This is a genomic window from Streptomyces sp. NBC_00289 (assembly GCF_041435115.1).
GTDB lineage: Bacteria > Actinomycetota > Actinomycetes > Streptomycetales > Streptomycetaceae > Streptomyces.
On the sequence record NZ_CP108046.1, the window covers coordinates 1,421,032 to 1,433,723 of the forward strand.

The 12,692-nt window shown below is 70.2% G+C and carries 13 protein-coding genes; 7 read left to right on the forward strand and 6 right to left on the reverse strand.

Annotation, left to right across the window (positions count from 1 at the left end; genetic code table 11):
• Positions 1-271 precede the first annotated feature (271 nt).
• Positions 272-1,498, reverse strand: coding sequence for an IS110 family transposase (locus tag OG985_RS07040; protein WP_371667353.1), 1,227 nt, complete (start codon positions 1,496-1,498; stop codon positions 272-274).
• Between the two features lie 647 nt (positions 1,499-2,145).
• Here OG985_RS07040 and OG985_RS07045 point away from each other — a divergent pair.
• Positions 2,146-2,607: a DUF6233 domain-containing protein gene (locus OG985_RS07045; protein ID WP_371667354.1), complete on the forward strand. Its 462-nt coding sequence runs from the start codon at positions 2,146-2,148 to the stop codon at positions 2,605-2,607.
• A 38-nt stretch (positions 2,608-2,645) separates the two neighbouring features.
• On the opposite strand, the gene OG985_RS07050 is transcribed toward OG985_RS07045, so the two are convergent.
• The gene (locus OG985_RS07050) at positions 2,646-3,581 is read right to left on the reverse strand and encodes a Ku protein (protein ID WP_371667355.1); all 936 of its coding nucleotides are present in this window, start codon (positions 3,579-3,581) and stop codon (positions 2,646-2,648) included.
• 189 nt (positions 3,582-3,770) lie between these two features.
• On the opposite strand from OG985_RS07050, the gene OG985_RS07055 reads away from it, so the two are divergent.
• Both OG985_RS07055 and OG985_RS07060 read left to right on the forward strand, forming a co-directional pair.
• Positions 3,771-4,214 (forward strand): DUF6325 family protein, encoded by a 444-nt coding sequence (locus OG985_RS07055; protein WP_371667356.1) that lies wholly within the window; start codon positions 3,771-3,773, stop codon positions 4,212-4,214.
• A gap of 50 nt (positions 4,215-4,264) precedes the next feature.
• Positions 4,265-4,546 carry an SHOCT domain-containing protein gene (locus OG985_RS07060; protein WP_371667357.1) on the forward strand — a complete coding sequence of 94 codons (282 nt, stop codon included), beginning with the start codon at positions 4,265-4,267 and terminating at the stop codon, positions 4,544-4,546.
• Positions 4,547-4,606: 60 nt separating this feature from the next.
• On the opposite strand, the gene OG985_RS07065 is transcribed toward OG985_RS07060, so the two are convergent.
• From OG985_RS07065 to OG985_RS07075, 3 genes are all read right to left on the reverse strand, one after another.
• Positions 4,607-5,344 carry a flavodoxin family protein gene (locus OG985_RS07065; protein ID WP_371667358.1) on the reverse strand — a complete coding sequence of 246 codons (738 nt, stop codon included), beginning with the start codon at positions 5,342-5,344 and terminating at the stop codon, positions 4,607-4,609.
• Positions 5,345-5,577: 233 nt separating this feature from the next.
• Complete coding sequence (locus OG985_RS07070; protein ID WP_371674286.1) at positions 5,578-6,543, reverse strand: hypothetical protein; 966 nt, start codon at positions 6,541-6,543, stop codon at positions 5,578-5,580.
• Between the two features lie 383 nt (positions 6,544-6,926).
• Entirely contained in the window at positions 6,927-7,814 is an 888-nt protein-coding gene (locus tag OG985_RS07075) for a helix-turn-helix domain-containing protein (RefSeq protein ID WP_371667359.1), read from the reverse strand.
• Positions 7,815-8,127: 313 nt separating this feature from the next.
• Between OG985_RS07075 and OG985_RS07080 the strand changes: the two genes are divergently transcribed.
• The 4 genes from OG985_RS07080 (at position 8,128) to OG985_RS07095 (ending at position 11,657) form a co-directional block, all read left to right on the forward strand.
• On the forward strand, positions 8,128-8,832 hold the full coding sequence (locus OG985_RS07080) for a TetR/AcrR family transcriptional regulator (protein ID WP_371667360.1): 705 nt from the start codon (positions 8,128-8,130) through the stop codon (positions 8,830-8,832).
• A gap of 61 nt (positions 8,833-8,893) precedes the next feature.
• Positions 8,894-10,042 carry an FAD-dependent oxidoreductase gene (locus OG985_RS07085; protein WP_371667361.1) on the forward strand — a complete coding sequence of 383 codons (1,149 nt, stop codon included), beginning with the start codon at positions 8,894-8,896 and terminating at the stop codon, positions 10,040-10,042.
• Positions 10,043-10,273: 231 nt separating this feature from the next.
• Positions 10,274-10,750 carry a hypothetical protein gene (locus OG985_RS07090; protein ID WP_371667362.1) on the forward strand — a complete coding sequence of 159 codons (477 nt, stop codon included), beginning with the start codon at positions 10,274-10,276 and terminating at the stop codon, positions 10,748-10,750.
• Positions 10,751-10,931: 181 nt separating this feature from the next.
• Entirely contained in the window at positions 10,932-11,657 is a 726-nt protein-coding gene (locus OG985_RS07095; protein ID WP_371667363.1) for a hypothetical protein, read from the forward strand.
• A 67-nt stretch (positions 11,658-11,724) separates the two neighbouring features.
• Here OG985_RS07095 and OG985_RS07100 read toward each other — a convergent pair whose 3' ends face one another.
• Positions 11,725-12,567, reverse strand: a complete 843-nt coding sequence (locus OG985_RS07100; RefSeq protein WP_371667364.1) for a hypothetical protein — start codon at positions 12,565-12,567, stop codon at positions 11,725-11,727.
• Between the last annotated feature and the right edge of the window lie 125 nt (positions 12,568-12,692).

The window sequence follows — 12,692 nt, forward strand, 5'->3', positions numbered from 1 at the left end:
CGGCCGGCTATGAGGGCGGCGATACCGGCTGTCTGACCTACCCGGCCTACCAGTACGGCACTTGAGCCGCTCGGGCGGGAAGACGCACGGCCCCGGGCCAGCCCCTTCGCCCAAGCACCCCAGCACCCCAGCACCCCAGCACCCCAGCACCCCAACGCCCCTACGGATCCCGCGTGATGCACGCAACGGCATCGGCATGATCTCCACGTGGAAGGATGCCGACAGCAGCACCGGCGCGGGAATCGGTTCAGACACCCCATGTCGTTTGACGTCAAGGGGCGTGTGTCTGGGCGTGGTGTGACCAGGCGGTTGCTTCGCTGTAGGTGGTGCGGGTTTTGAGGCAGCCGTGGAGGATGCCGACGAGGCGGTTGCCTACCTGGCGTAGGGCGGGGTTGTAGCCCGCTTCGCGGGCGCGTTGTTTGTCGTAGTAGCGGCGGGCGCCGGGTGAGACGCGCAGGGCGGCGAATGCCTGGTGCTGGAGGGCGTCGGCGAGACGGTTGTTGCGGACGTAGCGGGACTGGACGGTGTGGCTCTTACCGGAGGCCCGGGTGATGGGGCTGGTGCCGGCGTAGTTCTTTCTGGCCTTCGCGCTGGCGTATCGGGCGGGGTCGTCCCCGAACTCGGCGAGCACCCGGGCGCCGGTGATCTCCGCAATGCCGGGCATCGAGAGGTAGATCTCAGCGTCCGGGTGCGCGAGAAAATGTGCCTTCACCTGCTCTTCCATCGCGGCTATCTGTTCGTTCAGCGCGATGATCAGCCGTGCGTGTGCGGTGGTGGTGGCCGCGTAGGCGGCGGTGACCGGCTCGGGCAGGCCGAGCTGCTGTTCGCGTAAGGCGGTCTGGATGGTGACCGCTTTCGCGTCCCGGTTGCGGCGGCGGGCGCGGGCCAGGACCGCAATGATCTGGGTGCGGGTCAGCTTCGCCGCTGCCGTCGGGGTAGGGGCCTTGATCAGCAGTTCCATCGCGTCCGTGCTGTTCAGCGTCAGGTCGGCGTAGGCGTTCAGGGCGGCAGGGAAGTACTCGCGCAGCGTGGTGCGCAACCGCTGGAAGGTGCGGGTGCGTTCCCAGATCAGGGTCTGATGGGCGCGGGCGACGACCTTGACGGCCTGGGCCTGTTCGCTGTCGCCGGCCACCGGCCGCAGCTGGTCCCGGTCGATGCGGACCATGTCAGCCAACGCGTGCGCGTCGCCCTTGTCGCTCTTGGCCCCGGAAGTGCCGTAGCGCTCCTTGAAACGGGCCACCTGCCGCGGGTTGATCGCATAGACCTGGTAACCCGAGGCGGCCAGGGCCTGCACCCACGAACCGCGGTCGGTCTCGATCCCCACCACCACCCCGGCCGGGTCCAGGCCCTCACCACCGTGTCGGCCCACGAGTTCGTGCAGCCTGGCGATGCCCTCCACGCCTTCGGGTAGTTTCGCCGCGGCGAGCTTGCGGCCCGTCTCGTCCTGGAGCTCGACATCGTGGTGGTCCTCGGCCCAGTCATCACCGATCAGCAGCAACAGACTCTCCCCAATCACGTACGGCACAGGGCGGTGCAGCCTGCGGAAGGCACGGCGCGCGGCCTAATGGATTCAGTGCTCACGCCCCGCGGGGCAGGCACGCCACCCCATCAGCGGTCTGGCCTCCCGGCCGACCAGCAGGGGCACGGTCTGAACCCAGAACTCGAACGGTTCCGGCGTCGGTAGTGCTCACCTGCTGGCGGCTACGGCACCGAGTCTCTCCGACCCGGCAGCTCCCATTAGGCGTCGGCCGAGCGGGAGCGGGAGTAGACGGCAGGCAGCGTCCCCACCGTGCCCTCGGATCTCTGGCCCGGGGGGACGTGTGCCCCTCCCCCACACTCCCCTCCGCAGTCGCGGAGGGGAGCAGTTGCGCGACCGAAGCCGCCCCCGTGTTCGCAAGATCGAGAATGCCCGATCACTGTCAGGCTGTCGTTGGCAGTCGATCTACAGTCTCTTGACGCTGCGTCTACACCCGGTGCGCCGGTGTCACTCGCCCCCAGCTACGTCCGCGGCCCCGAGGGCATCGTCGTCGGACTGGCCGAGCAGCTCAACCGAGGACTGCGGGCGAGACATGCGGGAGGGACCGCGGTACAGGACACCGGCCACACGAGAGCGCGGCTCTGGATCATGGGCATAGAATCAAATGTATGTTCGATGACCTGCCGCCCGACCTCGACCGTCTGCACACCCTGCGGATCTGGCACACCCTCTGGTTGAGCCGTATCAACGCCAAGATCGCGACCCTGGAGCAGCGGCAGGCCGAAACGGAGCACGGCCGCGAAAGCCGGCCCGCGAAGCCGGAATGGATCGTCGAACTGGGCATCAGCACCGGACGCCCACCCGTGCAGGTCCACGCCGGCGACTGCCACATGGCCGGCACACGCCGGCGCCCCGTCGGCCGCGACGAGGCCCGCCGCCTCCTCGCCACAGGCGTCGGCGCCTGCATCCACTGCCAGCCCGACACCCAACTCCACATCCTGGACTTATGCGGCCGCCCGCTTGCTTTCCCGCGTCGGGGTCCGCGACCGACGTCGCTCGTCCACGCGCGTCAGCCCGGGACTCACCGAGCGACCGCGGGGCGTGCCTCCCAGCACGAGACCAGTTTCTGAGCGCTGCCCTTCCCTCGCCACGGAACCGGACCCTTCCCTCATGCGCTGCGCGGCCGGCGTCCCGTCGACTTCTTCGCCGCGGTCTTCTTCGCCGCGGCCTTCCTGGCCGGCTGCTTCTTCGCCGCCGTCTTCTTCGCGGCTGCCTTCTTCTTCGGCTTCGGCAGCTCGTGCACCTCGGCGTCCGCGCTCTCACCACGGGCGGACCTGGCCTTCTGCACGGACTGCGTCAGCGCGGCCATGAGGTCCAGGACCTGGCCCGGCTTCTCCGGCTCCGGCACCTCGGGCAGCTCGCGGTCCTCCCGCTTCGCTTCGATGATCTTCGCGATGGCCTCGGTGTACGCATCCTGGAACTCCGGCCCTTCGAGGTCCTCGCGGCTCATGCTGTCCATCAGGGCGAGCGCGCCCTCGACTTCCTGCTCACTCAGCTCCACCGGGGGCGGCAGCAGCTCCGAGGGGTCTCGGATCTCGTCCGGCCAGCGCATCGCGTGCAGCACGATCGCGTCCTCACGTACCCGCAACAGGCCCAGCCGCTCACGACCCGACCACGCGTACTTCGCGATGGCCACCTTCGACGAACGCGCCAGCGCCTCACGCAGCAGCTTGTACGGCTTCGCCGCGACCTGGCCGTCCGGGGCCAGGTAGTAGCCCTCCCCGATCCGGATCGGGTCGATGGACTCCAGCGGCACGAACGCCTCGATCTCGATCGCCTTCGCCGTCGGCAGCGGCAGGTTGCTCAGGTCCTCGTCGCTGATCGGCACGACCTTGTCCTTGGAGTACTCGTACCCCTTGCCGATCTCCGCGTTCGACAGCTCACGGTCCTCCACCTCGCACACCTTGCGGGTACGGATCCGGCCCATGTCGGCCAGGTGGTACTGGTGGAAGCGGATCGAGTGGTCCTCCCTCGCCGACTGCACGTGGATCGGTACCGTGACCAGACCGAAGCTGATGGCTCCGGACCAGATGGTTCGGGGCATGGCAGACCTCCGCAGTTGCCCCGAGCACCACCAGACTATGAGCGGCACAGCCATCCCGCACGCGATCTCCCGACGGGCGGTGTCCCTCCGGTGCCACCACGGCCCACCGAGGTGCGGAGGCCCGGGTCCGATGGTGCAATTGGCCTACAGGGGGTGCACAGGGGAGCCGCGAGCACCAGAGGTGACGCAGTGAGCGACGAATTCGAAGAAGTGGGCCCGATCGACTATGTCGTCGTCGAGTTCCCCGGTAACCGAATGACCGGCGAGGGCTTCCCCCTGCTGGTCGATCTGGTGGACCGAGGCGTGATCAGGATCCTCGACCTGATGTTCGTCAGGAAAGAGGAAGACGGTTCCATGTCCGGCATGGAGATCGCCGACTTCACCGGCGACGGCGAACTCGACCTGGCGGTCTTCGAGGGCGCGTCCTCCGGTCTCCTCGGGCAGGACGACATCGTCGAGGCGGGCGCCGCGCTACAGCCCGGCAGCTCCGCGGGCATCCTGGTCTACGAGAACCTGTGGGCCGCTCCGTTCGCCACCGCCCTGCGCCGGGGCGGCGCCAGAATGGTCGCCTCCGGGCGAATTCCCGTGCCCGCCGTCCTCGACGCGCTCAACGCGGCCGAAGCCGCTCACTGAGCGGCGTTCCGGCCGGCTTCCGAGCACCGCCGCGCAGAAGGGAAACAGCCATGCCAGGTCTACTCCGCGGCGTCGCGCGTACCGCCGTCGTCGCCGGAACGGCGACCGCCGTGTCGAATCGTGTCTCTCGCCGCCAACAGGGACGGTGGGCGACCCAGCAGGGTGGATCCGAGGCGAACGCACCTCAGCAGCCGGCACCCGCCGCCGCGCCCCCTCCCCCCGACATGAGCAGCAAGATCGACCAGTTGCAGCAGCTCGGCGAACTCAAGGCACAGGGCGTGCTCACCGAGGCCGAGTTCGAGGAGCAGAAGCGCAGGATCCTCGACTCGTGACCCAGGCGCTCCGCATGGGCGGACCGCCCCGGCCCGCGTGAGCCGGCGGCGGTCCCCGACTCAGCGGTGTTCGGGGTTGTCCGCCCCCGGCCGGCAGCCGGCGTCCCATTCCGAGCGCTGGTTGCCGTAGGCCGGGATGCCGTCGGCCCGCTTGAGCATCGCGGCCAGGTGCATCAGGTTCCAGCTCATGAAGGACGTGTTGCGGTTGGTGAAGTCGTTGTCCGGGCCGCCCGATCCTGGATCCAGGTACGACGGGCCCGGTCCCGCGGCGCCGATCCAGCCCGCGTCCGCCTGTGGCGGGATCGTGTAGCCCAGATGCTGAAGGCTGTAGAGGACGTTCATGGCACAGTGCTTCACGCCGTCCTCGTTGCCGGTGATCAGACAGCCACCGACGCGGCCGTAATAGGCGTACTGGCCGGCGGCGTTGAGCAGGCTCGAGCAACTGTAGAGGCGCTCGACGACCTTCTTGGTGACGGAGCTGTTGTCCCCCAGCCAGATGGGGCCGGCGAGCACCAGGATGTCCGCGGCCATCACCTGCTCGTACAGCGCCGGCCAGGCGTCGGTGGCGAAGCCGTGCTCGGTCATGTCCGGGTAGACGCCGGGCGCGATGTCGTGGTCGACGGCGCGCACCACCTCCGTGGCCACCCCCCGCGACTCCATGATCGCCCGGCTTTTGTCGATCAGGCCCTGCGTGTGGCTGAGCTCCGGCGATCGCTTCAGCGTGCAGTTGACGAACAGCGCGCGCAGTTCGTCGAAGCGATGGGTGTCGTCGAGGGAAGGTTCGGGCGAGGCGGCCATGACGGGATCCTTCGCACAGGCGATGGGGCGCCCTGGGGGCCGGCCGTGTGCCGAGACCCCGGGCCTGGACTGGGGCAGCATCTCGCACGGAGCCCCGTTTGTCCGTGTTCGACGCCCCGCCCTCACCGTCGAGTCGGCCGGGGCGGCCCGACGGCCCTCCGAACCCGGTCCCCGCGGACCTGTCGTCGGGGGGCCGCCGGGCTGCTGCTCCGGCGCCGTGAACCGGCCGAGCCCTACCGGCCGTTCTTGCGGGCGAGGATGAGGTTGGGGTCCTTTGCGGTGACGTAGGCGGCACTCAGTACGTAGACGGTGTCGCCGCGCAGCGCGACGGAGGTGGGGTTCTGCAGGCCGTCGGCGGCGGACAGGACGGTGGAGCTGGTGCCGTCGGGACGGACGAGCGCGACCTCGCTGGGGCCGTTGAGGGTGGCCAGGATCCGGTTGCCGTGGCCGCTGAAGGCGAAGTCGTCGATTCCGGTCAGGCCGGTGGCACGCGTCTGGACCCGGTCGGCGCGGCCGTCGTGGCGGACGGGGATACGCAGGACGGTTCCCTTGTCGAGGTTGGTGGCCCACACCGCCCCGTTGTGGATCTTCAGGCCGTTGGCGCCGAGGAACCCCGCGGGGGCCAGTTCGGGGGCGGCGGACCAGGTGGTGGGGGTGCCGCCGGTGGTGGGCACGCTCTGGATGGTGCCGAGTACGGAATCGGTGATGTAGAGGGTGTGGGTCCGCCGGTCCAGGGCCAGACCGTTGGGCAGGCCGGCGGCCGACAGCGCGGCGATGCGCTGCGGTTCACCACCGGGGCGCAGCCGCCACAGGCCGGTGAGGTCGGCGGTGCCCGTGGCGTAGAGGAAGTACAGGGTGCCGTCGTGGGCGCGGACGATGCCGGTGGTCAGGGCGAAGCCCAGGACCGGGGTGTGGACGCCTCCGTCAGCGGGCTCGGGCAGTGTGGCCAGGACGCGGGCGCTGCCTCCGGGGGTGATCCGAGCGACCTGGCGGGCGGCGGCAAAGGTGACGTACGCGGTGCCGTCGGGGGCCAGTGCGATGTTCTCCGGCGTCTGGCCCGCGGCCAGGTCGAAGTGCGCGGCGATCCGCGCGTTCAGTGGGGCCGAGGTGGCCGAAGCCGGCATCGGGCTGATCGTCACGACGGCGGCCGCGGTCAGGACAGCGGCCGATACGGCGGTCTTGGACAGCTTCTTGATCATGATTCCTTCACTGTTTTCGGACATGCGGCAGCGGTGGGCCGACGCACAGGGACGGATGACTGGCGCCCGGGGCACGGTGCGCCATTGCTGGTTCGGGCAGCGGCCGGTCGGCGGCCATGCCCGGTGAGACGGGCGCTCGCGGATGCCGGCCGAGCGCCGGGTGGCGATGTGGGGTCGCCGACAGGTCCTCGCGGGTACCGGCCGAGCGCCTCATGGCGTGGAGAGGTCGTAGGACGGGTCCTCGCCGGTACGGTCGAGCGCCCGGTGGCGTCGTGTGGTCAGCCGGCGTCGACGCGGGTCCGCGGTCGAGCGCCCGGTGGCGTGGTGTGGTCAGCCGGCGTCGATGCGGGTCCGCGGTCGAGCGCCCGGGTGGCGTGGTGCGGTCAGCCGGCGTCGATGCGGGTCCGCGGGCGCGCCGGGGCGGCCGGGGTGACGGCCTGGGCGAGCAGGGTCAGCGCGGCCCGTGAGGGCGAACCCGCTTCCGCGGTGGCGACCACGATGTTGGGGCCCCCTCCGTGGCCCAGGGTCTGCTGGGTGACGGTCAGCGTGCCGACCAGCGGATGTCGCATCTCGTAGACGGCGACGTCACAGGACCTGACGCGGTGGTCGGCCCACATGGAGGCGAAGTCCTCGTTCCTCGCGCTCAGTTCACCGATCAGCTCGTGCAGCGCGGAGTCGTCCGGGTACTGGCCCGCCACCAGACGCAGGTTCCCCACCACCGCCCTGGCCTTGCTCGGCCAGTCCGTGTACAGGTCGCGTGTGTGGGCGTCGAGGAACACCAGTCGGGCCATGTTGGGGCGCTCGTCCGGCCGGTCCGCGGCACCGGGGTCCAGGTGTCCGGCGAACAGCGCGTGTCCCAGGCGGTTCCACGCCAGGACGTCACTGCGGCGGCCGGTCACGATCGCGGGGATGTCCGTCATCGAGTCCAGCAGCTGACCGGTCGCCGCCGTCACGCGCTCGGGCGTGGGCCGCCGGCGCCGACCGCGATGCTTGGCCGACCGGGCCAGGGCGTGCAGGTGCAGACGCTCGAACTCGTCAAGTCGCAGGGCCCGGGCTATCGCGTCCAGCACCTCCGCCGACGCGTTCGTCGAATGCCCCTGCTCCAGCCTGGCGTAGTAGGACGCGCTCACGCCCGCGAGCACCGCCAGTTCCTCACGCCGAAGACCCGGCACGCGCCGCGCCTCCCCGTAGGTGGGCATCCCGACATCCTCGGGACGCAGCTGCGAGCGTCGCGCCTGCAGGAAGTCCCCGAGCCGCACTGTTCCGTTCATGGGTTCGAGTATGGGCCGACCCGAACCCCGCCGCCTCTCCCTGCCGGGGATAGGGACCAGCGACCATGGGTCCTACGGCCCGACAGCACGGCCACTTGATGACAGACCGTCACCAGCCGCCATTTCAGGCGCAGTCGACCGGCCGGCTCCCACTCGGCTCAGCTTGTACGAGCCTGCGGCGACGGGGCGGTAGCCGTCGTCGGCCGTCCAGGAACCGGCGCCCGACACGCGAAGCAGCCGGAGGCGTTCACCACCAACGAACATGTTCGTCCAGAACTTGTTCTCAACGAACATGTTCGTTATCGTGGGAGGCATGAAACCTCGCCCCGAACCTCGCAGTCGTCGCGAGCGGCCCGCCAAGCCCGCACTGACCCGGGACGGGATCGTGGCGGTCGCCGTGGAGATCATGCGGGCCGAAGGCCTGGAGAAGGTCACCATGCGCCGACTGGCGCAGGAGCTGGACACGGGCCCGGCCTCCCTCTACGTCTACGTCAGCAACACCGCTGAACTGCACGCGGCCGTCCTCGACGAACTGCTGGGCGGCCTGCCCGATCCGGTGGGCGGGTCATGGCGCGAGCGCCTGGAAGAACTGCTCACCGCCTACACGCTGATGCTCTTCACCCATCCCGGTCTGGCACGTTCGGCGCTGGTGGCCCGCCCCGGCGGACCGCACTACCTGCGCCTGATCGAGGCGCTTCTGGCCCTTCTGGACGAGGGGGGTGTCCCCGGAGACCAGGCGGCCTGGGGAGTCGACGTGCTGATGCAGTACGCCACCGCGACCGCCGCAGAGCACGCCACCCGCGGCCAGTCGTCCGACGCCCAGGACGACCGGGACGCGCTCACCCACGCCGTCATGACCGCTGACGAGCGCACCCACCCGCGGATCGCCGCCCTGGGCGCCCAGCTGCTGTCCGGCCCGCCGCGCGCGCGCCTGTCCTGGGGCTTCCACGTCCTGATCAACGGCGTCATCCACACCCCCACCCCCGGGCCCGGCCCAGCCGCGCCCACCGGTCCCTGACCCCACCCCCACCGTCACCGTCACCGTCACCGTCACCGTCACCGTCACCAGGAGATGTGTCATGACTGCCCTCCACCACCCCATCGCCGTCATCGGCGGCGGCCTCGGCGGCCTCACCCTCGCCCGCGTCCTGCACGTGAACGGCCTGCGGGCCGCCGTCTTCGACCTGGACGCCTCACCCGAGGCACGGTCCCAGGGCGGCATGCTCGACATCCACGAGGAAACGGGTCAGGCCGCGCTGCGCGAAGCCCGCCTGTACGAGGACTTCCTGGCCAAGGTCCACCCCGGCGGCGAGCAGCTGCGCGTACTGGACAAGCATGCGCACGTCCTGCGTGAGGAAGCGGACGACGGCGCCGGGGACCGCCCCGAGATCGACCGCGGCGACCTGCGCGACCTCCTGCTGCACTCCCTGCCCGAGGGCACCGTCCGCTGGAACGCCAGGGCACTCTCCTGCCGCGCACTGGGTGACGGCCGGCACGAGGTCACGCTGGCCGACGGCACGGTGTTCACCACGGACCTGCTCGTCGGCGCCGACGGCGCCTGGTCCCGTGTGCGACCCCTGGTGTCCGCGGCGACCCCGGCCTACACGGGTGTCTCGTTCGTCGAACTCGACCTGCTCGACGCGGACGCCCGCCACCCCGAGGGTGCGCGACTGATCGGCGGCGGCATGTTCTTCGCGCTCGGCGACGAGAAGGGCTTCCTCGCTCACCGCGAGACGGACGGCAGTCTGCATGTCTACGTGGCCCTGCGCGCGGACGAATCATGGCTGGGCACGATCGACTTCACCGATGCCGACGCCGCCAAGTCCGCCCTGCTCACGTACTTCGACGACTGGGCCCCCGGCCTCCGCGACCTCATCGCCGAGGCGGACGGCCCGCTCGTGCCGCGCTCCATCCACGCCCTGCCCGTCGGCCACCGCTGGGCCAGGACGCCGGGTGTCACCCTCCTCGGCGACGCGGCCCACCTCATGTCACCCTTCGCCGGAGAGGGCGCCAACCTCGCCCTGATCGACGGCGCGGACCTCGGCCGATCCCTGGCCGAGCACCCCGGCGACACCGAGGCCGCCTTGGCCGAGTACGAGAAGATCCTGTTCCCGCGCTCCGAGGAGACCGCCAACGATTCTGCCCGGGGCCTGGAGATCATCTTCGACCCGAGCGCTCCCCGCCCCCTTCTCGACATGTTCGCCCAGTTCGACGCGGACCGGCACTGAGACGGCCTCGCCGGCCACGGACAGACCGCTCACGTGCCGAACAGGCGGTACAACCCGTGCGCCGGGTACGTCCGTTGACTCGGCCGCCGCGTGGTTGTCCGAGTACGGAATCCACCTCTGAACCCCGCCGGGCCCGGCTCCCCGGACTCCGCACACCCCCGTCGGCAGCCTTCGGTTCGTCGCAGGTACTGTCTGGCAGCCCCACCCCGGATTCGAGGAACGGAACACGACGTGGACCCGGCAGACTGGATCACTCTCGGCGCCGCCGGCATCGCCCTGCTGACACTGATCACCAGCTCGGCCAGCGCCGCCCGGGCCCGCGTGAAAACCATCGAGGACGCCTACATCGCCCGGTACTGGCAGATCCTGGACAGCTTTCCCACAGAGGCGCTCGTCGGCATACAGGGCCCGACCCCCCTGCCGGAAGACGCCCAACGAGCCGTGCGTCTCTACCTGCGCCTGTGTGAGGACGAACTCGAGCTGCGCCAGCTCGGCTGGGTCGGCGGCCGGACCTGGGATCAGTGGCGCCCGGGTATCGAGCTGCAGTTGCAGCAGTGGCCGGTCGCCGACGAGTGGAATCCGATCCGCGACGGCCAGCGGGCACCCAGCCAGTTCGAGCTGCTCCGCCGCCTCGCCACCACACCCGGCTACGACCCCTATCAACCCACCCGGTTGGGCCGCATCGCCCGCGTCTGGCGTCAGCTGTGAGGGTGCGGACCAACGGACACCTGCCAACCCGGTCCACGTGGTGAGGTCGCGAGGATGCGGTCGGACGGACCCTCGGGCACACGGCGACACGGCGTGCAGCCGGTTGTCTTTGCCCCATTCACGGTACGAGGCTGAGAAGTTGTGGTCGAATCGGTTGATACCGAGGGCGGGGAGTCAGCGAGTGCGGTTCGGAATGACGGCGACGGTCCTCTTCACAGCGCTCCTGGCAGCCGGATGCCGGAGCGGCGGCAACGGCGACGGTTCCGACGCGAAGGTCTCCCCCTCAGTGTCGGGGTCGACGTCCCCGTCGGCGCCGGGATCCGCGCCCGCATCCGCCGAGGCGTCGTCCGAGAGACCCGGCGACCCGCTCAGCGCCGCTCAGTTGAAGTCCGCCGCGCTGTCGGGCAGTGACGCGGACGGCTTCCAGGTCGCCGCCTTCCCGGCCAAGCCCGCCGGTGGTGGCACCGCCGCGCCCGCGGCCTGTCAGCCACTGGAGAACATGCGTACCGCTTCCCCGGACCCGGCCCCCAAGGCGTTCGAAGGACTCCTCGCCTACGCCACCTCCGGCTCCGCGGCCGGTTCCGCCACCACTGTCGGCCTCATGGCCTACGAGCAGTCCGACGCGCAAGGCGTCCTCGACGGTCTCCGAACCGCCCTGAAGACGTGCACCGCCTACACGGGCGGCGTGCCCGCCCGAACCACCGCCGACACCGCCAAGGCCCCTGACGCGGGCGACGACGCCGTCGCCTTCCACCTGAAGACCGACGGGGACACCTCGGACGCCTTCGTCGTCGTGCGCAGCGGCGCCACGGTCGTCCTCTTCTCCACCGTGTCCGGCACCGACTCCGCGGCCGAGGTGCCCGAGGCGCTCGTCTCCGCTCAGATCGAGAAGCTGGAACAGGCCTGAGAGGTCGGTCCGGGCTTCACCGTCGGCGAGCCCACCACCTCCACGCCCCCTGTGCCTCCTCGGTCGGTCACCTGACGTCGACGAAGTCCCCGGCGGTCTTGGCGGCTTGGGTGGCCTTGGTTCCCGCGTAGACGAAGCGGTAGTACCCGTCGTCCTTGGCCACGGTGGTGGCCGTCAGGGCGCCGCCGGTAGAACTCGTGACGGTCTTGACGGTGGTGTACACGCTGCTGCCCTTCTTGCGGAACTGCAGTTTCGCGGACTGCCCCTTGTAGCCCTGGTAGGTGCCGGTGTCCCAGTTGGCCCGGGTCAGCTTGCCCTTGACCGTGATGGTTCTGCCCTTCTTCACCGGTTCCGGCGAGGCGTCGGCGGTCAGCTTGGACGCGCGCTTGATCAGCGTCCGCGTGACGTCGTCGTCGGTGCTGACGTTCGCGTAGAAGTCGTACACGCCGAGGATCAGCTTCCAGGTACCGGCGACACCGTTCCCGGCCAGGTCGCGCTTCGGGTCCACGGTGAAGGTGGCCTCGCAGCTGTAGTGGCCGGTGCTGGTGGTCGACGCCGTGCAGTCCGCGGTGTCGTTCGCCTCCAGGGCGCCGGTGATGGTGTCGACGTCGGAGCTGTCGGTGCCCTGCCACAGGAAGGCCTGGGAGAGGACGACACCGTTCGCGTCGTAGACGTCGTACGTGACCTTGAAGGTCTTCCTGGCGGTCGTCCCGATGACGATGTCCTTGCCGCCGTTGACGACGCCGTTGCTGAACTCGGCGTTGCCGAGCCTGACGTTCGGCTGCACGGCGAGGCCCTGCAGCCGGCCCGCGGCGTTCGGAAGCGGCTGCGCCTGGGCGGCCGTGGGCAGGGAGAGAACGGCAAGGACGGCGGCACCGGAGGCAAGGGCGGATACGGCGCGTACGCGCATAGGAGATCCCCACGTAGAGCGAGAGGACCGGCCGAGTTCCCCTTCGGCCGGACCGACTTGACGTCTCGCAGCGTTTCACCGCACGGCACCCGGCGGCATCCGTGGAACTACGTAAACGACCACGG